Here is a 23,934-nt window from a genome sequence, read left to right on the forward strand (position 1 = left end):
CTGTTCGGTTTCTTGATTGAGACCTGAGATCTGGAATCCCCTCTTTGCGAGTTGCCTCCGGCACGTATCGTGAGTGCTTGCGGACCGTACGCATCCAGGTATGGGTACAGAACGGGCCGTGAGGCGAACGGAATTGACCAGCCGGGCGGCCGGGGGAGGCAACGTGGACGACTATGCGGGACGGGTACTCGCCGACCGCTACCGCCTGCCGCTGCCGCCCTCCGACGAGTACGAACTCACCGAGAGCCGCGCCTTCGACACCTACAGCGGGCAGGAAGTCCTGGTCAGGCAGGTCCCGTTGCCCGAGGTCGTCGAGGCCGAAGTGCTCGACGCGGAGGGGTTGCCGGAGGGGTTCACGGCGCGGGATCCGCGGGCGGCCCGGGAGCGGGGAGCGCGGCGCGCTCCGGCGGGTGCGGCGGCCCGGCGGCCGACCGATCCGGCCGTACGGCGGGCCGTCGAGGCCGCGCAGGCCGCGGCCCGGATTCCCGACCACCCTCGGCTCGACCAGGTCTTCGACGTGTTCGCCGACGGCGGGTCGCTGTGGATAGTCAGCGAGTTGGTGCCCGCGCGGCCGCTGGCGGCGCTGCTCGCGGAGAAGCCGCTCTCGCCGTACCGGGCGGCCGAAGTGGCCTCCGACGTCCTCATGGCGCTGCGGGTGCTGCACGCGCACGGCTGGGTGCACCGGAACGTCACCGCTCGCACGGTGCTCGTCTGCGACGACGGCCGCGTGATGCTGACCGGCCTCGCGGTCGGCGCGGCCGAGGAAGCGCTGTGCGGATACGACCCGGTGCCGGCCGAGGCGGCCGAATGGGGCGCCGGGGGCGAGGAGTTCGGTGACCCGGCAGCCGCCCCGGCTGCTGCTGGGGGAGCCGGCGGTGCCGGCGGACCTGCTGGTGGCGGTAGTGCTGGTGGTGCCCGTGGAGTTGGCGGCGGGGTGCCGGTCGGGCCGGGTGCGCGTGGAGTTGGCGGGGGTGTGCCGATCGGGCCCGGTGGAGCCCCTGGAGTCGGTGGTGGCGGAGGCTTCGGCGGGGGCGATCCCGAGGCTGCTCGGCGGGCCGCCATCGAGGCACGGGAGGCCGGGGGGCTGCCGGCTCCCGGCGCGGAGCCGGGAAGCGCGAACGGGGTGGGAGCCTCGTCCGCGGTTGCCCGTAGGGACGTCGACGGCGGTACGGACATCCGGGCGGCGCGGGCCGGGGCGATCGCCGCGTATCGCGCGGGGGCTCGGGCCGCTGCCCGGGTCCAGGAGGCCCAGCAGAGCGGACGGGCGGCACTGCCCGGAGCCCGCCCCGCACCCGAGGGTGACCCGGCCGCACACGCCAACGGGGCGGCGGGGTCGCCGTACGGCGGCGGCAACGGTGCGCAGCCTCCGTACCCGACGGCGAACGGTGGTCAGCAGCAAGCTCCGTACCCCGGCGCGAACGGTGTGCAGGATCCGGCCGGGCGCGTTGCTCCGGGGCAGATAGCCGATCCCTACGGTGTGCGTGCCACGTCCTGGCACGGGGCCGCGCCCCGGGGTGGCGTCGGCGGGGTCACCGCGCCGCCCGGAGCGACGCCCACCGCCCCGTCCGCGGGGCTCGGGGCGACCGCGCCCGGGATCCCGGCCCCGTCGCCCTACGGCGCCGCGGCGCCGGTCTCTCACGGTTCTCCCGCTCCCGCGCTGTCCGGTGCCTCCGCGCCGCCGCCCGGCCGTTGGGACGAGCCGGCCGCGGGGGCTCCCGTGCGGCGGGGGCCGGCCACCGCGTTGGCCGCCGAGCGGGCTCGGCACGCGCGGATGGCCGTGGTGGGGCCCGTGACGGAGCGGTGGGCGCCGGAGCAGGCCGGGCCCGTGCATGAGAACTGGCAGCTGGCGGCGCCGATCGGGCCCGCCACCGACCTGTGGGCGCTCGGGGCGCTGCTGTTCCGGGCCGTACAGGGGCATGCGCCGTATCCGGAGGAGTCGACGGCCGAGCTGGTGCAGTTGGTGTGCGCGGAGCCGCCCGCCTTCGCCGAGGAGTGCGGGCCGCTGAGGCCGGTCGTCGAGTCGCTGCTGCGGCAGGACCCGACCGAGCGGCTGGACTTCGAGGAACTGCGGGGCTGGCTGCGTTCGTTGGTGCGTTCGGCGCCCGAGCCGGAGGCCGGCGCGCACGTCGTCGCCGCGCCGCCCGTCGGCACCAGCCGGCTGCCCGTCGTACGCCGTCGGGGTGAGCTGGTGCGCAGGCGGCGGGCCGGGCTGCCCGCGACGGGTGCGCACGGGCGGCACAAGCGGGCGCGGGAGGAGGCCCGTTCACCGAGGAGTCTCGGGCGGAACCTGCTTCTGGTGATCCTGCTGGTGCTGGCCGCGGGGGTCGCGTACGCCATGTTCTTCATGCCGAAGGCCGACCCGAGCGACCAGAGTGCCGGGGACCGGACCGGGACCGCCGGTGAGGTGAGCAACGCGCCCGAGCAGTCTCCGGAGGCGAGCAGCGAGCCGCGGCCCGACCAGACCTCGCCCGGGTCGCCCCAGAGCAGTCCCTCGACGTCCGCCGGTGCCACCGGGACGCAGACCGGCGGGCCCGAGGTCGCCGACGGCTTCACCCTGCGCAAGGACACGGCGGGCTTCCAGGTCGCCGTGGCCAACGGCTGGGAGCGCACGGCGGAGAACGGGCGCGGGCAGGTGGTGTACGCGCACGGGAACTTCGAGCTGATCGTCGTACCGGGGCGGGACAGCGCGGCCGAGGACGGCAGCGATCCCATGGTGTACCAGCGGGAGAAGGAGCCCGAGCTGCAGCCGTACCGGGACTCCAGCTGGGCCACCGCGACCGGGCTGAAGACGATTCAGGTGGGCGGACGGACCATGGCCGAGGGGCAGTTCACCTGGACCGGCGACGACGGGCGCGAGCTGTTCGTGCGCAATCTCGCGATGCTGGTCGACGGGAAGTACCACGTGGTGCAGGTGCGCGGACCGGAGGCCGAGCGGGACGAGGTGACGCGGCTGTACGAGCAGGCGGCGGAGACGTATCAGGTCACCGGCTGAACTCCGGGCCACGAGGGGACGACTGACGGACGCCTCCGGCTACCCGTTGGTTTACTTTCGCCTCTCGAAGCGACAACCGTCACAGTGCGGTCACCTTGACGCGATCCTGGTTCCTTTCGGTGCTGACGGGTCCTTAGTCTGACCCTGTCAAGAGCATTGCGGGGCAACGTGAATCAGATGCAGGGCCAGCTCCTCGCGGGGCGTTACCGGCTCGCCGACCCGATAGGCAAGGGCGGCATGGGCCGGGTCTGGCGTGCCCACGACGAGGTGCTCCACCGGGCCGTCGCGATCAAGGAGCTGACCGCCGCGCTCTACGTGTCGGAGAGCGACCGGACCGTCCTCCTCGCCCGCACCCGTGCGGAGGCGCGCGCGGCCGCCCGGATCAACCACTCCGCCGTCGTCACCGTGCACGACGTGCTCGACCACGACGGCCGGCCGTGGATCGTGATGGAGCTGGTCGAGGGCCACTCGCTGGCCGACGCGGTCCAGGAGCAGGGACGGGTCGAGCCGCGGGAGGCCGCCCGGATCGGACTGTGGGTGCTGCGGGCGCTGCGCGCCGCGCACGCGGCCGGCGTCCTGCACCGCGACGTGAAGCCCGGCAACGTCCTGCTCGGCCGGGACGGCCGCGTCCTGCTCACCGACTTCGGCATCGCGCAGATGGAGGGCGACACCGCGATCACCCGTACGGGAGAGATCGTCGGCTCGGTCGACTACCTCGCCCCCGAGCGGATCCGCGGCCACGACCCGGGAGCGTCCTCCGACCTGTGGGCGCTCGGCGCCACGCTGTACACGGCGGTCGAGGGCAGATCGCCGTTCCGCCGCACGACGCCCCTGACCACCATGCAGGCGGTCGTCGACGAGGAGCCGACCGAGCCGCACCACGCCGGTCCGCTCGGGCCGGTCATCGCCGCTCTGCTGCACAAGGAACCCGCCCTGCGGCCCGACATGGCCGAGGCCGAGCAGATGCTGGCGGAGGCGGCGGAGGGGCGGCGGCCGAGCGCGGCGCAGGCGTACGTGCCGACGCAGCACGTGGGGGTCGGGTCCGGGTCCCCGTACGGGACGGGGCCCCACACCGGAGCGGGCGTCGGGGAGTACGGCGGGACGCACGGTGGGGCGTACGGCGGGACGCACGATGGTGCCCAAGGTGGCGCGCACGGTGGTGCCCAAGGTGGCGCGCACGGTGGCACGCACAGTGGTGTGCACGGTGGGACGAGCACGCCGGTCACCGGGACGCCGTATCCCCCCGCTACCGGGGCGACCAGTGTGACGCCCGTCGGCGGACCGGCGCACCCTGCCGCCGCCGCGCCGCCGGCCCCGTCCAAGCGCCGTCGGCTGCGCACCCTCGCCCTGGTCGTCGCCCTCGCCGCGATCATCGGCGGGAGCGCGGCGGTGTGGGTGCAGCGGTGGGACGAGGGGCGGCAGCAGGCGGCCGACGTCGGGGCGAGCGCCGTGCCGAGCCCCGTCGACACCGGCACGGGTACGACAGCCCCGGAGGGCTCTGTTCCGGAGACCTGGGTCACCGTCGACGACCCCGCGGGGTTCAGTCTCTCCCTGCCCAAGGGCTGGAAGCGGTCGGTCTTCAGCACCAAGGGCGGCATCGAGCAGATCGACTACTCACCCGACGGCGGCAAGCACTTCGTCCGCATCGCCGTCGACGAGTCGCCGGACTTCAGCGACCCGTACGCGCACCAGATCGACCTGGAGGAGCAGCTCCTGGATCTGGTCGACTACAAGCGGGTGACGCTGGAGAGGAACCTCTACCGCGACCGCGACGGCTCCCTGTGGGAGTACATGTGGACCGCGCAGGCCAAGGACACGCCGTTCCCCGGGCCGCGCCGCGCGATCGAGGAGACGTACTTCGCTCGGGACGGCGTCGAGTACGCCATCTACATGTCGTCGCCGGCCAAGAATTGGGCGAAGACACGCAAGCAGTTCACGACGGTGCTGCAGGGGTGGCGGCCGGGGACCGGCTGACGTGCGCCCCTGAGGAATGGCCGGTCGCCGACCCGGAAGGGGCCCGTCCGGTGCGGCATCATGAGGCGCATGGGGACCGAGGGGGACAACGTCCGTGTGATCGCGGGCCGTTACCGGCTCGAGGAGCGGCTCGGGCGCGGTGGCATGGGGGTCGTCTGGCGGGCGACCGACCGGTTGCTCGGCCGGCAGGTGGCGGTCAAGGAACTCCCTCTGGACGACACGCTCTCCCAGGACCAAGCCCGTCGGCAGCGCGAAGGCACCCTGCGCGAGGCGCGTGCGGTCGCGCGGCTGGGCCACCCGCACATCATCGTCGTCCACGACGTGGTCGAGGACGACCAACGCCCGTACATCGTCATGGAGTTGATCGACGGCGTCTCGCTCGCCGACCGGATCGCGGAGCACGGCCCGGTCGACGTCGCCGAGGCCGCCCGGATCGGCATCGCGCTGCTGGGTGCGCTGCGCGCCGCGCACGCGGCGGGGGTCCTGCACCGTGACCTCAAGCCGGCCAACGTCCTGCTGGAGGACGGCCTGGCCCGGGACGGCCTCGCGCAGGACGGCAGCGGACGCGCCCGTCCCGGCCGGGTCGTCCTCACCGACTTCGGCGTCGCCCAGGTCGCCGGCGCCAGCACGCTCACCGAGACCGGGACCTTCGTCGGCTCGCCCGAGTACACCGCGCCCGAGCGGATCTCCGGGGCGGGGACCGGGCCCGCGTCCGACCTGTGGTCGCTGGGCGCGCTGCTGTGCACCGCCCTCAGCGGTGAATCGCCGTTCCGGCGCGACTCGTTGGGCGGCATCCTGCACGCCGTGGTCTCCGCGGAGATACGGCCGCCCGCGCAGGCCGCGCCGATCCTGCCCGTCGTACGAGGGCTGCTGGAGCGGGATCCCCGGCGGCGGCTCGGTGCGGGAGAGGCGGAGCGGATGCTGCGGGACTTCCTGGACACGGGCCGTACGCCGGAAGGGGGCGGCGCGGGGGAGCGCCCCGCGTACTCCATACGCCGCGTCCTGGTCACGGCGATGCTGGTCACCGCGATGGCGGGAGCGGGCGTGTCGGCGGCGGCGCTGCTGATGGAGGGGGGCGGTGACGGGGGTGTGGTGCCTACGAGTTCGGCGCCGGAGGGGCCCGGGGCCTCTGGCGGTACGCGTAGCAGGTCCCTCTCGCCCAGCCCTTCCGTCTCTCGTTCCGGCTCCGGCTCCGCCGACGTCTCCGCAACCGTCTCCGCAACCGTCTCCACGCCCACGAACCGTGGATAAAGGGGAGATAAGTAGCAATCTGCGTCACGGGTCTGTGACCGGAAAGCATCAGAGGTGGAAGCGGAAGCGCTTGGCGCGATATGGATGGACCCATGAGCAGCAACGGGGGAGCCCCTTACGGGTCCGAAGAGCCAACGAGTTTTGGTCTGCAACCGCCGAACCCGCAGGCGGCGGTGCCGCACCCCGGCAACCCGTACGCGGCACCCACGCAGGTCGTGCCGCCGCAGGCCTCGCCTGCCCAGGATCCCGGCACCGGTCGCCTGATCGCCGGTCGTTACCGTTTGCTCGCCAAGCTGGGGCACGGTGGCATGGGGACGGTGTGGCGGGCCAAGGACGAGACGGTGGACCGCGAGGTCGCCGTCAAGGAGCCCCGAATTCCGGACCATCTTCCCGAACGCGAACGCGCCAACGCCTTCGAGCGGATGCGCAGGGAGGCGCGTGCGGCGGCCCGGCTCGATCACCCCTCTGTCGTGAATGTGCACGATGTCGCGGTGGTGGACGGCCAGCCGTGGATCGTCATGGAACTGGTGCGGGGCCGTTCGCTGGGCGACGCGTTGCAGGAGGGCACCCTCGGGGCCCGGGACGCGGCGAGAATCGGCCTCGAGGTGCTGGGCGCACTGGAGGCCGCGCACGCCGCCGGCATCCTGCACCGTGACGTCAAGCCCGACAACGTCCTGCTCGGCCGGCACGACCGGGTCGTCCTCACCGACTTCGGCATCGCCCAGATCGAGGGCGAGACCAATCTGACCGACACCGGCGGCTTCGTCGGTTCGCCCGAATACATCGCGCCGGAGCGGGTGCTGGGCCAGCGCCCCGGTCCGTCCAGTGACCTGTGGTCCCTCGGTGTGGTCCTGTACGCGGCGACCGAGGGCGTCTCCCCGTTCCGCCGCAGCAACACCCCGGCGACCCTGCAGTCCGTCCTCAACGCGACACCCGCGCCGCCCGCCTCGGCGCAGGGTCCGCTCGCCGAGGCCATCAACGGCCTGCTCCAGAAGGACCCGGCCCGCCGCCCGACCGCCGCGCAGGTCCGCGACCTGCTGGAACGCACCGCGAACCCGCCCGCTCCCGCTCCCACTCAGGTCGTCCAGGTCACCGGTGGCGTGGCCACGGCGGCGGGCGGCATCCGGCTCGGCCGCAAGACCCTGCTCGGCCTCGGTGCCGCGGTCGTCGCGGCGGCGGTGGCGGCGTACCTGGTGATCGCGGATCCCTTCGCCGGGCCGCTGCCGGACGGCTGGAGGACGGAGCAGGTCAAGGACGTGGCCGCGACGCTGTCCGTGCCCAAGGGCTACAAGAAGTCCGTGCCCGACCGGGAGACCGACAAGGGCCACTGGGTGACGTACACCGATGCGAGCGGTGCCATCTGGATCAGCCTGAGTCTCCAGAAGAAGGCCGAGGACACGAGCAGCGAGATCGCGGGCTCCGCGGCCGCCGAGATGTACGACGACGACGGCGAGTTCAAGCAGACGGGCAGCTACGCGCTGGACATGCCCGCCGAGAAGCTGAAGACCAAGCCCGACGAGACGACGTACCAGGGCAAGAAGGCCGCGGAGAACACCGTCGTCTACACCACCGACGACACCCAGAACCCCCGCCCGCGCGAGCTGCGGATCTTCTACTACAAGACCACCGCCGGCGACATGTACAAGCTCTCCGTCGGCTACCCGGGCAGGGGTGACTTCACGGAGCGCGGGCGCGAAGTGGCCGAGACGGCGATCGCCAACCTGGACGTCGGCAAGCTGTAGGCCTGTAAGCCGTTTGCGCCAAGAGCCCGCCCCGGCCGCCGGTGATCGGTGCCGGGGAGGGTTCACCCCGCGTACACGTTCCGTCGACCATCGCTTCACCGGCTGCCGATGAGTGCCGATTTGATCGGTTCTTCAATTACTCACCGTGTGTGGCTGATTCAGTACCACCGAGCACTCTCAGGCCCCCCCGGCGATCAAGCCACTCTTGACGTGTACGGCTAAGGGCGGCTTAAGGCCCTCGCACTTTCTGTGACGGGTGTGACTCCTGGGTGGGGACTGTGGAGTCGGGGGGCGGGGGAAATGAGTGCGTCCAAGGGGCGTTCCGGCAGATCGAGCCGGACGCGCAGACCGTTGCTGGCGGCCGTCGCAGGAGCCGTGCTGGCAGGCGTCGTACAGCCTGCCGCCTTCGCACCGTCCGCGGCCGCCGCGCAGCCGACGGCCCGAGTGGCGGCGGCCAAGGACGCGGTGCCGGCCGACAAGGGCGCACCCAGGTCGGCCGCCACGCCGCAGGCGGCGCAGGAGGCCGCCGAGGCCGGTGGCTCGAACGTGGAGATCACGTCCCTGCGCAGCGAGTCGGGCGAGGTGTACGCCACTCGGACGGGCAGTTGGAGGAGGTGCAGCACCTCAGGCCGGTCCGTACCCGGAGCGACGGGCAGTGGAAGGCGATCGACAACAACCTCGCCGAGCGGTCCGACGGCACGGTGACGCCGAACGCCTCCGCGGTCGGCATCGCGTTCTCCGGCGGGGGCGCGGGACCGCTGGTCACCCTCGAACGCACCGGCAAGGAGCTGTCGTTCTCCTGGCCGGCCTCGCTGCCCGCCCCGACGCTGGACGGCGACACCGCGACGTACGCCGATGTCCTCCCGGACGTGGACCTGAGGATGCGCGCGACTGCGGACGGGTTCGCGCAGCTGCTGGTGGTGAACACACCGGAAGCGGCGAAGAACCCGGCGCTCGCCGAGCTGAAACTGGCCGTCGACTCCCCGGGGCTGGATCTGCGGGCCACGGGCTCCGGCGGCCTGGAGGCGGTCGACGAGGCCATGGGCGGGGTGGTGTTCCAGGCGCCGCAGCCTGTCATGTGGGACTCCGGGACGCGGGCGGCGACGGCTGAGGGATCCACGGCTGAGGGATCCACAGCCGCGGGTTCGACGGCGGCGGGCTCTACGGCCTCGGGTACCACGGCGCCGGGTTCGACGGCTGCGGACTCGACGGCTGCGGGTTCCACGGCGCCGGGTTCGCTGGCCGCGAATTCCACGGCCTCGGGTTCCACGGCGCCGGGTTCGACGGCCTCGGATTCGACGGCGGCGGGCTCGACGACCTCGGCTTCCACGGCTTCGAGCTCGACGGCTGCGATTTCCACGGCCCCGGATTCCACGACCTCGTCCACCACCGCCCGCACGCTCACGGCCATGTCCACATCCGCGTCGACGTCCGCATCTACGGCCACATCCCCCTCCACGGACGACGACGCCGAAGGCCCGGGCGACGCCGCCAAGGTCGCCCCCATCGACGTGGACGTCACCGCGGACGGCAGTCAGCTGCGACTGACTCCCGACCAGGGCATGTTGACCGACCCGGACACCACGTTCCCGGTCTACATCGACCCGCAGACCTATACCCCGAAGGCGGGGGAGTGGACGATGGTCTCGCGCTACTGGGCATCCTCGCCGCAGTGGCGGTTCAACGGGGACTCCGACGCCGGCATGGGCTACTGCGGCTGGGACTACTGCGCCCCGTACGACGTGAAGCGGCTGTTCTACAAGTTCCCGACCTCGAAGTTCTCGGGCAAGTCGATTCTCAGCGCGACGTTCGTGGCGCGTGAGACGTGGTCCGGGTCCTGCGACGGGCGGTCGGTCCAGCTGTGGCGGACGAAGTCCTTCAACTCGGACACCACCTGGAACAGCTCGGACGACAACTGGCTGGACCACCTCGACTCCCGGGACGTGGCCAAGGGCTTCAACTCCACGTGCCCCGGCGGGGACGTGGAGTTCGACGCCACGGCCGCCGTGAAGTACGCGTCCTCGCACGACTCGGCGTACACCTCGTTCGGGCTGCGGGCCGCCAACGAGGACGACAAGTCCGCCTGGAAGCGGTTCACGGATGACGCCTATCTGCGGGTGAAGTACAACCAGGCACCGAAGCAGATCGCCATGAAGCAGCTGTCGATGCAGCCCGGCGGCCTCTGCAAGAAGCCCGCGGACAAGGTGTCGATCCGTTCGCTCCCGAAGATCACCGCCAATGACGTGAAGGACCCCGACGGCGACCGGGTCAGCGTGCAGTGGCAGGTGCTGTGGGACGCGGGCAGCGGGCTCAAGGCCCAGTGGACCTCGGCGCGGATGACACCGAAGGCGTCCGGATCGGACTTCAGCACGACCCTGGTCGAGACGCTGCCCAACGGCAAGAAGATCCCTAAGAACAAGACGGTGGCCTGGGTCGCCCGGGCCGTCGACCACGACGAGGGCAAGTTCTACGCCTCCTCGCCGTGGTCGAGCACGGGATCGGCGACGAGCTGCTACTTCGTCTGGGACACCACCGTGCCGGTCGGCCCCTCCATCGCTTCGGGCGACTACCCCGCAGCCGACGACACCGACCCGAACGATCCCGTCTACGACGGAGTGGGCCGCTACGGCACCTTCACCGTGGACACCCCGGACACGGACGTCGTGAAGTACTGGTACGGCGTCAACGCGGACGCCTCCTCGGCCAACGAGGTGGCCACCTCCGCGGGCGCGGCCAGAACGGTCAGCTTCCGGCCCACCCGCTCCGGCACCAACTTCCTGTACGTGCAGGCCGTCGACTCGGCCGGCCGGGTCAGCGAGCCCTCGCGCTACGCGTTCCGCGTGAAGTCGGGCCAGCCGACCCGCGCCGAGTGGAACCTGGACGAGGCCTCCACCGCCACCCAGGCCGAGGGCGGCGCCGGCACCCGGACCGTGGACGTGATGGGCGGCGCGACCCTCGGCGCCCCCGGCAAACTGGGCACCGCGGCGTCGTTCGACGGCGTGGACGACTACCTGGTGTCGGACATCCCGACCGTGGACACGTCGGCCAGCTTCTCGGTGGCGGCCTGGGTGAAGCTGGACCGGATGCCGGACGACGCGGCGGTGATCGCGTCCCAGCCGGGCAACAACTCGCCGGGGTTCGAGCTGTACTACTCGAAGGGGTACGACCGCTGGGTGTTCAACCAGTACTCGGCGGACACCACCACGGCCACTCCGGTACGGGCGATGCAGGCGGCCGCCGGCGGAGTCAAGGCGGGTGAGTGGGCGCACCTGGTCGGCACCTACAGCCCCACCTCGGACCTGCTGTCCCTCTACGTCAACGGCGCGCTGGCCGGGTCGACCACCTACTCCACTCCGTGGGACGCCCGGCGCGGCCTGCAGATCGGGGCGGGCAACCTGGACGGCGCCGTGATCACCCACTTCCCGGGCACGATCGACGAGGTCCGCATCTTCGAGAAGTCCCTGTCGGCCAACGAGGTGAGCGGCCTCTACAGCACCAACAACATCGGCAACGGCCGCCCGGCCCGCGCGGTGTTCCCGCTGGACGAGCCGGCCACCGGCGTCGACGGCGCCGCGACGACCCGGGTGACGGGTCGCGCGGACGTGCACCCCGCGGTGTTCAAGGGCGGGGCGAAGCCGGGCCAGCCGGGCCGCACGGGCACCGCGCTGACCCTGGACGGCGTGGACGACCACGCGGCCACGGCCGGCCCGATCCTCAACAACCAGCGGAGCTTCTCCGTGGCGGCCTGGGCGAAGCTGCCCAAGACCAAACCCACGAAGGCCGCCGTGATCGCGAGCCAGGCCGGCACCGTGAAACCGGGCTTCGAGCTGTACTACTCGGCGGCCTACGGCTGGACGTTCAACCAGTACTCCGCGGACACCGCTGACGGCACCCCCCTCCGGGCCACCCAGGGCGACATCGCGCTCGCCCCGGGCGGTGAATGGACGTACGTCGTGGGCTCCTACGACGGCGTCAGCGACGACCTGCGGCTGTACGTACAGGGCAAGGGGGTCGCGACCACCAAGGTCACAGCGCCGTTCTACGCCGGCGGCGCGCTGCGGATCGGGGCCAGCAGCTCCGGTGCCGGCGCGACCAGCTTCTTCCCCGGCCAGATCTCGGACGTCCAGCTGTACGACCGTGCCCTGTCCGCCCCCGAGATCGCCGCGATGTTCGACAGCCGGCCGACGGTGGAGGGTCGCTGGAAGCTGGACGCCGCCTCGGGTAGCCCGGCCGCCTCACCGGACGACCTGGTCCGCGAGGACCACACCGCGCACCCGCTGACCCTGGGCGACGGGGCGAGCATCGACCAGTCCGGCAGCAGCAACATGGTCGGCGACGGCGGACTGCTGCTGAAAGGCGCCGCCACCGGCTACGCCGCCACCGGCGCCTCGCCCGTCGACACCGCCAAGAGCTTCACGGTGTCCGCCTGGGTCACCACACCCGCCCGGCCGCAGAAGGCCGTCACGGTGATGAGCATGGCCGGTACGAACGCCAACGGGTTCGCTGTGCGGTACGTGCCCGACGCCTCCGACCCCGCGAACGCGGGCCGCTGGCAGCTGGTCATGGCCGGCGCCGACGCGACGTCGGCGACGGTCTCGACGGCCGAGCACTCCGTCTTCCAGGGCACGGACGCCTGGGACCACATCGCCGTCGTCTACGACGCGTTCGAAGGTCAGATGCGGCTGTACATCAACGGCCTCACCCAGGTCCGGCCATGCGCGGACGACAACGACGACGGGGACGCCGACGACCCGAACTGCACGGAGCAGGTGTCGTGGGACTCCGCGGTGCTGCCGTTCGCGGCGGGCAAGGGGCTCCAGCTGGGCCGCACCAAGACCGGCACCAGTTCGTGGGGCGAGTACTGGAGCGGCGCCATCGACGACGTCTGGGCCCTGCAGGGCGCGGCGAGCGACACGCAGATCGCTGCCCTCGCGAGCCGGGACACGGGCCTGCCCACGATCCCCGGCCCGTGAGCAGCGGTCCCACCAGCGGCATTCGGTTCAGCGTTTCAGCCGGCGGTTTCCATCAGCGGTTCGGGCCAATGGTTTCAGTCAGTGGTTTCAGTCAGTGGTTTTCGGGGTGAGGGCGGGGAATGACGGCCACAGCACGCAGGCGGGGCAGATACATACGGGCGAGAATCGCCCTGGTGGTGGCCGCGGTGATGGTCGCCACCACGGTGGAGGCGACCGTCACCCAGGCCGCGGAGCCGTCGGGCAGCCTCCCGAAGGTGCCGGCCTCCGAGAAGCCGGTGTCCGGGCACGGCGTGAAGATGCTGCCCCGCAAGGGCGACGGCGAGCCGAGGGTTCCCGAGCAGGCGCCCAAGAAGGCCTGGCCGGGCGCTGGTTCGGCGACCGTGACCGTGCCCGCCGCGGCGAAGGCCGATGCGAAGTCCGGTGCGAAGGCCGGGGCCAAGTCCGCCCCGGTGCGCGCGGGTGACCTGCCGGTCTCCCTCACCGCGGCGCCGCAGCAGAACAAGGCCGCCTCGACTCCGCTGACCGGCAAGGCCGTCGTACAGGTCCTCGACCAGCGGACCGCCGAGCGCGCGGGCGTCGACGGCATGCTCTTCTCCGTCCGGCGCCAGGCGGGAGCCACCGGCGACCGGGTCGGCGTCAGCGTGGACTACTCCCAGTTCGCCCAGGCGTACGGCGGCGCCTACGCGTCCCGTCTGAAACTGGTCCGCCTGCCGGCCTGCGCGGCCACCGACCCCGGCGCCGCGAAGTGCTCCACCCCGGTCCCGGTCGCGACGGACAACGACCCCAAGGCGCAGACCCTCACCGCGTCCTCCCTCGCGCTTCCCGCGACCGACAGCGCCCCCATGGTCCTGGCGGCCACCGCCGCCGCCTCCAGCGACCACGGCGACTACAAGGCCACCCAGCTGTCCGCGTCCTCGACGTGGAACACCAACCTGAACACGGGCGACTTCAGCTGGTCGTACGGCATGCCCGTGCCCGACGTGCCCGGCTCCTTCACCCCGCAGCTGGGCCTGGCCTACTCGTCCGGCGGCGTCGACGGCCGCACCGCGAACAGCAACAACCAGGCATCCTGGACCGGTGACGGCTTCGACCTGTGGCCCGGCTTCATCGAGCGCAGCTACAAGCCGTGCGCCGACGAAGGCGTGAAGAACTCCGCCGGCATCAAGGTGGGCGACCTGTGCTGGGCGTACGACAACGCGACGCTGTCGTTCAACGGGCACTCCGGGGAACTGATCTCCACCGGCACGAACAGCTTCCGGATCAAGGGCGACGACGGCACCAAGGTCGACCGCATCTACGGCTCCGACACCAACGTCCGTGCCAACGGCGCCCGTAACGACGAGTACTGGCGCGTCACCACCACCGACGGCACCCGCTACTACTTCGGCTACAACCGCCTCCCGGGCTGGGCCTCCGGCAACGCGGAGACCAACTCGGCCTGGACCGCGCCGGTCTTCGGCAACAACAGCGGCGAGCCGTGCAACGCGTCCGCGTTCGCCGACTCGTGGTGCCAGCAGGGCTGGCGCTGGAACCTCGACTACGCGGTCGACGTGCGCGGCAACTCCATCGCGTACTACTACGACAAGGAAACCAACTACTACGGCCGCAACCTCAAGCCGGAGGACGAGACTCCGTACGTCCGCGGCGGCTCCCTGAACCACATCGACTACGGCCTGCGCAACTCCACCGCCTACTCGGCCAAGGCGCTGGGCCGGGTGGACTTCACCTCCGCCGAGCGGTGTCTGCCCGAGACGGGCGTGACCTGCGCGGCCTCCACGATCGACGACAAGTCCTTCTACTGGTACGACACTCCCTGGGACCTGAACTGCAAGTCCGGTACGGACTGCACCAGTTCGCCCTCGCCGTCGTTCTGGACCCGCAAGCGGCTGACCGGCGTCACCGCGAGTACCCTGAAGGCGGATGGTACCTACGCGCCGGTCGACACCTGGAAGATGGACCACCGCTGGGGCCAGGCCGACATCGCCTACCAGCTGCTGCTCACCTCCGTCGAGCACACCGGCAGGGCCGTCACCCCCGAGATCACCCTGCCGAAGGTCACCTTCGGCTACGACCAGCGCTCCAACCGCCTCGACATCGCCGGCGACGACACGGCTCCCTTCATCAAGGAACGCCTGGCGACGATCGCCGACGAGTCCGGCGGACAGACCGACGTCACCTACTCCACGGCCGTCTGCGACGCGTCGAACCCGCCGACCCCCGAGACGAACACCACGCGCTGCTTCCCGGTGTTCTTCACGAAGGAGGGCGACGAGAACCCGACCCGGCAGTGGTTCAACAAGTACGTCGTCGACGCGGTCACCCAGTCCGACCGCACCAAGTCCTCCCCGGACATGGTCACCCGCTACAGCTATCTCGACGGGGCGGCCTGGCACTACGACGACGATGACGGCCTGACCAAGGAGAAGCACAAGACCTGGTCCGCCTGGCGCGGCTACGCCCACGTCCGCGTGCAGACCGGCGGCCAGGACCCGGTCGGCATGAAGTCGCAGACCGACCACTACTTCCTGCGCGGCATGGACGGCGACCGGGCCGGCCCGTCCGGCGGCACCAAGTCGGTGACCGTCTCCGACGACAACGGCGGCACCATCACCGACCACGCCTCCGCGGCCGGCTTCAAGTACAAGACGGCGAGCTACAGCGGTCCCGGCGGCAAGGTCCTGGAAAAGACCGTCAACACGCCCTGGCACCACCAGACCGCGTCGCGCGTCCGCTCCTGGGGCACCACCACCGCCAACCTGACCGGCACCGCCGCCACCCGCACCTGGACTTCCCTGGACGACGGGGCGGGCAGCAAGTGGCGTACGACGTACAAGACCAACACCTTCGAGACCACCATCGGCCGGGTCACCCAGACCGACGACTTCGGCGACGAGACCACCTCGCAGGACAACCAGTGCACCCGCACGACCTACGTCGACAACACCACCGACTGGATCCTCGACGCCCCGTCCCGCGCGGAGACGGTCGCGGTCAAGTGCGCCGACACCCCCGACCGCACCAAGGCCGTCATCTCGGACGTCCGCACCGCCTACGACGGCCAGGGCTACGGCACGGCGCCCACCAAGGGTGACGCCACCCGCACGGCGACCCTCACCAAGCACGACGGCACGACCGCCACCTACCTGGAGTCCGAGTCCACGTACGACACCTACGGGCGGCAGCTGACCGACAAGGACATCTCGGCCACCGTCACGGCCACCCAGACCACGGCACCGGCCCGCACCGCGCGCACGGACGGCCGTACCACCACCACCGTCTACTCGCCCGCCACCGGCTTCCCGAACACGTCGACGGTCACCACCCCGCCTGCCACCGCGGGCACGGCGTCCACCGCGCAGATCACCACGACCACCTACGACGGTCTGCGCGGCCTGCCGACCACCGTGCTCGACACCAACAACAAGCGCACCGACACCACGTTCGACGCCCTGGGCCGCAACCAGAAGATCTGGCTGCCCAACCGCTCCAAGGCCAACGACGACACCCCGAACTACCAGTTCACGTACACCATGGACGGCAGCGGCCCGGTCGCGGTCGGCACTCGGACCCTGAGGAAGGACGGCACCCAGCAGACGACGTACCAGCTCCTCGACGGCTTCCTGCGCGAGCGCCAGACCCAGGCCCCCGGACCGTCCGGCGGTCGCCTGGTCGCGGACATCTTCTACGACGAACGCGGTCTCGTCGCCAAGCAGTTCGCGCCCTACTTCAACACCGCCGCACCCTCCGCGGGCCTGCTCCAGCTGGACAACGCGCTCTCCGTGGAGACCCAGACCTGGAACACCTTCGACGGCCTGGGCCGCGTCACCAAGTCCCAGCAGATCGCCGGCAACGGCGACCACGGCACGGTCCTGGGGACGACGACGACCGACTACGGCGGCGACCGGGTCTCGGTGACCCCGCCGAAGGGCGCCACTGCCACCACGAGCGTCACGGACGCCCGTGGCAACGTCACCGACCTGCTGCAGTACCAGGCCGCCACCCCGACGGGCGCGTACGACCAGACCCACTACGACTACACGCCCACCGGAAAGCTGTCCAAGCTCACGGACCCCTCGGGCAACAGCTGGAGCTACACCTACGACCAGCGCGGCAACCAGACGCTGGCCACGGACCCGGACAAGGGCGACACCAAGTCCGTGTACGACGACCGCAGCCAGCTGGTCTCCACCACCGACCACCGTGGCCGGAAGATCACCCACGTCTACGACGGTCTCGGCCGCGAGCTCGAGACCCACGACGGGGAGGCCACCGGGCCGCTGCTGACCCAGCAGGTGTGGGACCCCACCGGATTCGAGGGGCAGCTCGCCACCTCCACCCGCTTCGTCGGCGGTGCCGGCGGGCTCGCGTACAAGACCACGTACAGCATGTACGACAACCTGTACCGGCCCCAGCGCACCGCGGTCGCCATCCCCTCCGTGACGGGGGAGGAGGCCCTGGCGGGCACCTACCTGTCGAGCACCGCCTACAACCTCGACGGCACCGTCCAGTCCAAGAGCTACCCGGCGGCCGGCTCCCTGGCCTCCGAGATCCTCACCCCGACCTACGACGAGATCCAGCGTCCCAAGACCCTGGGTGCGGCCGGTGGAGTCACTTACGTCACCGACACCACCTACAGCTACACGGGCAAGCCGCTCCAGTTCACCTACCAGGCGGTCGGCGCGAAGAAGACGCAGGTCACCAACGACTACCAGTGGGGCACCCAGCGGCTGTCCAACAGCCGTCTCGACCGGGAGGACGTGGCCGGCACCGACCGGTCCGCGACCTACGCCTACGACGAGGCCGGCAACGTCACCTCCATCTCGGACGTGTCCCGCTCGGGCACCGACACCCAGTGCTTCCAGTACGACCACCTGACCCGCCTCACGGAGGCGTGGACCCAGGGCACGACGAGTTGCTCCGCCACCCCGAGCGCCTCGGTGCTCGGCGGCCCGGCCGCGTACTGGCACTCGTACACCTACGACAAGAGCGGCAACCGCACCGGCGAGACCCGGCACGACACGGCCGGCGACACCACCAAGGACGTCAAGCGCACCTACCGCTACCCGGCGGCCGGCGGCACCCGCCCGCACGCGGTCACCGGCATCGACACCACCGGCCCCACGGGCACGGCGACCGACAGCTTCACCTACACGGCCACCGGTGACACCGAGACCCGCACCATCGGCGGCAACAAGCAGACTCTCGAATGGGACGCCGAGGGCCACCTCGCCAAGGTCACCGAACCGGCCGCCGGCGGTGGCACGAAGACGACGTCGTACGTGTACGACGCCGAGGGCGAGCGCCTGATCCGCCGTACGGACGCGGAGACCACCGTCTACCTCGGCGCCACCGAGCTCACCCTCACCAAGGGCGCCACCGCCGACAAGGCCACCCGCTACTACGACCTCGGCGGCGGCAACCAGGCCATCCGCACCGACGACAACAAGCTCGCCTTCCTCATCGGCGACCACCACGCCACCTCCGAGATCGCCGTCAACGCCACCGACTTGACGATGCAGCAGCGCCGCTCCACCCCCTTCGGCGGCACCCGTGGCAGCCCGCCGACCGGCTGGCCCGGTGAGAGGGCTTCGTAGGCGGCACCCAGGACACGACGACCGGCCTGACCCACCTCGGGGCGCGGGAGTACGACCCGGCGGCGGGCCGCTTCCTGTCCGTCGACCCGCTCCTGAACACGAACGACCCGCAGTCCCTCAACGGCTACGCCTACAGCAACAACAACCCGGTCACCCTGAGCGACCCCGCCGGAACCGAGATCGGCTCCCGGCCCAACTCCTGTCAGTACTCCCTGGACAACTGCTCCAAGGAGGTCCAGGAGTCGGTCGGCTACAACCCGGTCACCAAGCAGGCGACCGCCAGCCAGCAGACCGTCAACGTCGGCAAGGCGCGCGCGATCAAGCAGACGCCCGTCATCGAGGTCGTCAAGAAGGTCGGCTGGGAGCTGTTCAAGGACTACATCGGTTGGAACGACGCGAAGGGCTGCATGGGCGGCAGCATCTCGTCCTGCGCCAACCTGCTCATCGGGGCCATCCCGTTCACCGCGATGTTCAAGAAGGGCGCCCAGTTCATCAAGGGCGCGTGGAAGATCGCCAGGGCGGTGAAGAAGTGGCGCAAGGAGCAGAAGTGGGCCGACGACATCCTCGAATCGGCGGCGTCCTGCGAGGTCAAGCACAGCTTCCTGCCGGGCACGAAGGTCCTGCTGGCCGACGGCACGACCAAGAACATCGAGGACGTGAAAACGGGTGACGTTGTCCTCGTCACCGACCCCGAGACGGGCAGGACGGTCAAGCGCAAGATCGTCCGCACCATCAGCACGGAGGACGACAAGCACTTCACCACCCTCACGGTCGCGGCCAAGAACGGCCCGTCCACCCTCACGGCCACGGACCACCACCCCTTCTGGGTCCCGGACCTGAAGAAGTGGGTCAACGCCGGCGACCTGAAGCCCGGCCAGTACCTGCGCACCAGCGCTGGCACGCACGTCCAGATCACGGCGGTCGCGCACTACACGAAGCGGCAGCGGACGCATGACCTCACGGTCGACGAGGTTCATACGTACTATGTGCTGGCGGGGGCCACGCCACTGCTTGTACACAATTGCAGTCCGAGCAGCGACGACCTTTACAACAGCGCCCTGAAGCCCTTCCGGAAACCGGGAGGCGATCATGAGGCTTCCCGTTCCTATCAGAAGCATACGAAGGCGACGGGCCGCGACGATTCAACGCTCCTTCCGCTGAACTCCGGTAAAGACCGCAAGGATATGTCCGAATATCTGGTGGAGGATATTCTCACCAATCCGAAGTCGGCCAGGAGGGACTATACGCACTCGGACCATGGCGATGTCATCGAGATTTCGTTGCCCGATGTGGGCGCGCGATGGAGTAGCGGTGGGGACTTCATCGGGTTCATTGATCATCCGAGTTACAGATAGCGGGACTGCTTCGAGGAGGTGTTTGACGTGGACAAGGAATCGGCACTCCTTCAGCGACTCGGCCAGGAAGGGGGTGTAGTCGAAATTTGTGTGAAATCGACTACGCTCCGAGATTGGCAGGCGGCAGTTGACGGGTTGCTCGCATCCGGCTACCCCATGAAGTTTTCGGTTCATGGAAAACCGGCCGCACTCAATCTCGGCGCAGACACTTTCGGTAAGAGCTTCGACAGTGTCTACTCGCTCGAGGTTGCCGTAGGCGCGCAGGTGTGGACGACGGATTTCGTGGGGGTGGACCTGATTGATTTTCAGTGCAGCCCGCACCTCATCTCGGACCCAACTGAGATTCAGCACCTGTCGGAGTTCATGCGAAACATTGCTGCATCGGTTCGAAAGTTGGTCGAGTTCATACCGGAGACCGTTCATCCGGATCATGTGAAACCCTACGCGCAGGTGGATGTGCAAGGAGTGTTCACGCTCCGGTAGCGGTGTGTGCTCCACCAAAGCCCACCGCGTCCGCCCACCCCTGACCCACGTCGACAAGCGGCCACCCCGCAAGGTACTCATGGGGCATGAGCAACGACGGTGACTCCGGAGGCGGCAAGGGCCGGATAGTCGGGGGGCGTTACCGGCTGGTCGAGCGGATCGGATCCGGTGGGATGGGCACCGTGTGGCGGGCCGTCGACGAGCTGGTCGGGCGGGAGGTCGCCGTCAAGCAGCCGCGGCTGCCCGGGGATCCCGAGGACGAGAGTCATCAGAGGGCGGCCCACCGGCTCTACCGCGAGGCCCGCGCCGCCGCCCGGGTCGACCATCCCTCCGCCGTCACCATTCATGACGTCGTCGCGGAGGAAGAGGACGGACTCCCGTGGATTGTCATGGAGTTGGTCCGCGGCGAGTCCCTCCACGAAGTGCTCCAGCGCGGGCCGCTCGAACCTGCCGAGTCCGCCCGCATCGGCCTCGCCGTCCTCGGCGCCCTGCGCGCCGCGCACTCCGTCGGCATCGTGCACCGGGACGTCAAGCCCGCGAACGTCCTGCTCGGCCCGCACCACCGGGTCGTCCTCACGGACTTCGGCATCGCCCACATCCAGGGCGAGGAATCCCTCACCGTCAGCGGCGAGTTCGTCGGCTCGCTGGAGTTCATCGCACCCGAGCGGATGTCCGGCCGGGGTGGCCCCGCCGGCCCCGCCTCCGACCTGTGGTCGCTGGGCGTACTGCTGTACGCCGCCGTGGAGGGCTGGTCCCCCTTCCGCCGTACGACCCTGGAGTCCACCCTCGCCGCGATCCTCGCCGCCGACACGCCTGAGCCCAAGCAGGCCGGTCCGCTCGGTCCGCTCATCGTGCGGCTGCTGGACAGGGAGCCCGAGCGGCGCCCGGGCGCGGCGGAGGTCGCCGTGGCGCTGGAGGCGGTGGCGGAGGGGTGGCCGGTGCCGGGTCCCTCCGGGGTGGGGGAGCAGGACGCGTCGGGGCTCAGGGAGCTGGCGGAGGACACCGGGACGATGGGGCTGGGGATGGCCGTACGGCCGCCCGACCCGACGCCCGAACCACCGGCACCCGAAACCCCCGCATCCGTATCCGCTCTCACAACTCCCGCACCCGCACCGGAAACCACCGCTGCCCCGAAGCCGGCCTCGAAGTCCAAGCGCCGCTTCCTCCGCCGCCCGGCCCCCGCCGCCCTGCTCGCCGCCCTCCTCGTCGGCGGCATATGGCTGGGAACGTCCACCTACTTCACGGAGACCGAGAGCGGCTCAGCCGCTGAACTGACCCCCCGCCACAGCCCAAGCACTCCAATCTCCACCCCCACCCCCACTCCCACTCCCACCGCCTCCTGGACAACCCACCGCGAGCCGGCCATGAACGCCACCCTCGCCCTCCCCGCCGCCTACGAGGAGACCGCCCGCGAAGGCGGCGCCGAGGACCCTTCCCGCTTCGTCGTCTACGACCTCGACGACACCATCCAGCTCCGCCTCACCCAGTGGGACAAGGCCCCCCGCTCCCCGATGGCCCAGGCGCAGGCGGCACAGGACACCTGGGGCAGCCGCAACGGGGACGCGAGCACGCAGAAGACCCGCACCAGCTTCCACGGCTACGAGGCGGCGCTCGCGGACACCACGTACGACCGGGACGGTCGCCCCACCCGGGTCATGCAGCTGATGATCCGCACCCCCGACAGCCGGATGTACGAGCTGCGCGTGGACATGCCCAAGGGAACGGCGGACGAGAAGAAGGGCACGGCGGTGTTCAAGTCGGCCCGTGGCCGTCTCGAGATCGGAAACGACGGAAGCGGCGGAAGCAGCTGACCTCCCGGCGGCAGCCACCGGCCAACGCCCTGATCAGCGCATTCCCTGCCAGCGGCCACTGGCACCGTGTGAGCGCTCGGTGAATCACTATTACCGACGGGTACACAAAGCCTTCCCCACGTCATACTCTGCGGCTCATGACCGACGCGCAGGCCCCGGCCAAGACCGGTACGAACCCCATCGCCCCCGCCCCCGAGGGCGCCCGCACCGCAGCGGACGTGGTCACCCCGGAGCTGGTCGCCCAGCTCACCAAGGGCGTGGCCGGCTCCGGCCGGACCGCGAACCACACCCCGTTCACCGGCGAGAAGCTGGCGGACCTGCCCGAGTCCACGCCCGAGGACGTACAGAAGGCCTTCGAGGCCGCGCGCAGGGCGCAGGCGGTGTGGGCGCAGACGCCGATACGGCAGCGTGCCGCCGTTCTGCTCCGCTTCCACGACCTGGTCCTCGAACGCCAGGCCGAGGTCCTCGACCTGATCCAGCTGGAGACCGGCAAGGCCCGGCTGCACGCCCACGAGGAGGTGCAGGCCGTAGCCGTCGCGGCTCGGCACTACGGCCGCCGGGCCACCGCGTATCTGAAGCCGAAGCGGCACACCGGCGCCGTCCCGACCCTCACCAAGGTCACCGAACTGCGTCACCCGCGCGGTGTCGTCGGCCAGATCGCCCCGTGGAACTACCCCCTCGAACTCTCCGTCGGCGACGCGCTGCCCGCCTTCGTCGCGGGCAACGCGGTCGTGATGAAGCCCGACACGGAGACGTGCCTCACCGCGCTGTGGGCCCGCGACCTGCTCATCGAGGCCGGTCTGCCCGCCGAGGTCTTCCAGGTCGTCCTCGGAGAGGGCCCGGTCGTCGGCCCCGAGGTCGTCAAGCACGCCGACTACGTCTCCTTCACCGGCTCCACCCGCACCGGCCGCGAGGTCGCCCAGGCCGCCGCCGCCCGCCTGGTCGGCGTCTCCCTCGAACTCGGCGGCAAGAACGCCATGCTGGTCCTGGAGGACGCCGACATCGAGAAGGCGGCCGCGGGCGCGGTCCGCGCCTGCTTCTCCTCCGCCGGCCAACTCTGCGTCTCCATCGAGCGGCTGTACGTCCACGAGTCGATCGCCGACGCCTTCCTGGAGCGCTTCGCCGCCCGCACGAAGGCGATGCGGCTCGGCACGTCCCTCGCGTACGGCGCCGACATGGGCTCCCTGGTCGGGGACCGGCAGTTGGAGACCGTCACCCGGCACGTCGAGGAGGCCGTCGCCAAGGGCGCGAAGGTCGTCGCCGGCGGGGTGGCCCGCCCGGACATCGGCCCGTACTTCTTCGAGCCGACCATCCTCGACGGCGTCGAGGCCCCGATGGCCGTCTGCGCGGAGGAGACCTTCGGCCCGGTCGTCTCCATCTACCGCTTCAAGACGGAGGACGAGGCGGTCGAGCACGCCAACTCCACGCCGTACGGCCTGAATTCCGCCGTCTGGACCAAGGACGGCCGCCGCGGCCGCGCCATCGCCGCCCGCCTGCGCACCGGCACCGTCAACGTCAACGAGGGCTACGCCGCCGCCTACGGCAGCCTCCAGTCCCCGATGGGCGGCATGAAGGACTCCGGCCTCGGCCGCCGCCACGGCTCCGAGGGCCTCCTCAAGTACACCGAGGCCCAGACGGTGGCCCAGCAGCGGCTGCTGCCGCTGGCCCCCTCGCTGGGGATGGACGACGAGCAGTACGCGCAGTTCATGAGCAGGAGCCTCCGCCTGATGAAGGCGTTCCGCTTCCGCTAGACACCACC

At 70.7% G+C, this 23,934-nt stretch carries 9 protein-coding genes and 2 pseudogenes; all 11 read left to right on the plus strand.

The window, feature by feature from the left end; translation table 11 throughout:
• Positions 1-163 precede the first annotated feature (163 nt).
• Positions 164-2,992 (plus strand): protein kinase, encoded by a 2,829-nt coding sequence (locus tag QFZ76_RS31145; RefSeq protein ID WP_307676802.1) that lies wholly within the window; start codon positions 164-166, stop codon positions 2,990-2,992.
• Positions 2,993-3,169: 177 nt separating this feature from the next.
• On the plus strand, positions 3,170-4,966 hold the full coding sequence (locus QFZ76_RS31150; RefSeq protein ID WP_307676803.1) for a serine/threonine-protein kinase: 1,797 nt from the start codon (positions 3,170-3,172) through the stop codon (positions 4,964-4,966).
• Positions 4,967-5,035: 69 nt separating this feature from the next.
• Positions 5,036-6,205: pseudogene (locus QFZ76_RS31155) on the plus strand (serine/threonine-protein kinase); the annotation flags it as partial.
• A gap of 104 nt (positions 6,206-6,309) precedes the next feature.
• The gene (locus QFZ76_RS31160; protein WP_307676804.1) at positions 6,310-7,959 is read left to right on the plus strand and encodes a serine/threonine-protein kinase; all 1,650 of its coding nucleotides are present in this window, start codon (positions 6,310-6,312) and stop codon (positions 7,957-7,959) included.
• A 614-nt stretch (positions 7,960-8,573) separates the two neighbouring features.
• A complete protein-coding gene (locus tag QFZ76_RS31165; protein WP_307676805.1) occupies positions 8,574-12,932 on the plus strand; it encodes a LamG-like jellyroll fold domain-containing protein in 4,359 nt (1,452 codons plus the stop codon).
• A 119-nt stretch (positions 12,933-13,051) separates the two neighbouring features.
• The gene (locus QFZ76_RS31170) at positions 13,052-18,526 is read left to right on the plus strand and encodes a sugar-binding protein (protein ID WP_307676806.1); all 5,475 of its coding nucleotides are present in this window, start codon (positions 13,052-13,054) and stop codon (positions 18,524-18,526) included.
• Positions 18,527-18,552: 26 nt separating this feature from the next.
• Positions 18,553-18,639, plus strand: a pseudogene (locus tag QFZ76_RS51880) (hypothetical protein); the annotation flags it as partial.
• Between the two features lie 294 nt (positions 18,640-18,933).
• Positions 18,934-19,881 (plus strand): Hint domain-containing protein, encoded by a 948-nt coding sequence (locus QFZ76_RS31175; protein ID WP_307676807.1) that lies wholly within the window; start codon positions 18,934-18,936, stop codon positions 19,879-19,881.
• 27 nt (positions 19,882-19,908) lie between these two features.
• Positions 19,909-20,364, plus strand: a complete 456-nt coding sequence (locus QFZ76_RS31180) for a hypothetical protein (protein WP_307676808.1) — start codon at positions 19,909-19,911, stop codon at positions 20,362-20,364.
• 86 nt (positions 20,365-20,450) lie between these two features.
• A complete protein-coding gene (locus QFZ76_RS31185) occupies positions 20,451-22,175 on the plus strand; it encodes a serine/threonine-protein kinase (protein WP_307676809.1) in 1,725 nt (574 codons plus the stop codon).
• A 137-nt stretch (positions 22,176-22,312) separates the two neighbouring features.
• A complete protein-coding gene (locus QFZ76_RS31190; RefSeq protein WP_307676810.1) occupies positions 22,313-23,926 on the plus strand; it encodes a succinic semialdehyde dehydrogenase in 1,614 nt (537 codons plus the stop codon).
• Positions 23,927-23,934 lie beyond the last annotated feature (8 nt).

This window comes from Streptomyces sp. V4I2 (genome assembly GCF_030817655.1).
Taxonomy (GTDB): domain Bacteria; phylum Actinomycetota; class Actinomycetes; order Streptomycetales; family Streptomycetaceae; genus Streptomyces; species Streptomyces plumbiresistens.

Bases quoted from the DNA above. Each gene is read 5' to 3' on its own strand.
- QFZ76_RS31170 (WP_307676806.1), top strand. From the start codon at position 13,052: ATGACGGCCACAGCACGCAGGCGGGGCAGATACATACGGGCGAGAATC.
- QFZ76_RS31160 (WP_307676804.1), top strand. From the start codon at position 6,310: ATGAGCAGCAACGGGGGAGCCCCTTACGGGTCCGAAGAGCCAACGAGT.
- QFZ76_RS31150 (WP_307676803.1), top strand. From the start codon at position 3,170: ATGCAGGGCCAGCTCCTCGCGGGGCGTTACCGGCTCGCCGACCCGATA.
- QFZ76_RS31190 (WP_307676810.1), top strand. From the start codon at position 22,313: ATGACCGACGCGCAGGCCCCGGCCAAGACCGGTACGAACCCCATCGCC.
- QFZ76_RS31185 (WP_307676809.1), top strand. From the start codon at position 20,451: ATGAGCAACGACGGTGACTCCGGAGGCGGCAAGGGCCGGATAGTCGGG.
- QFZ76_RS31175 (WP_307676807.1), top strand. From the start codon at position 18,934: ATGGGCGGCAGCATCTCGTCCTGCGCCAACCTGCTCATCGGGGCCATC.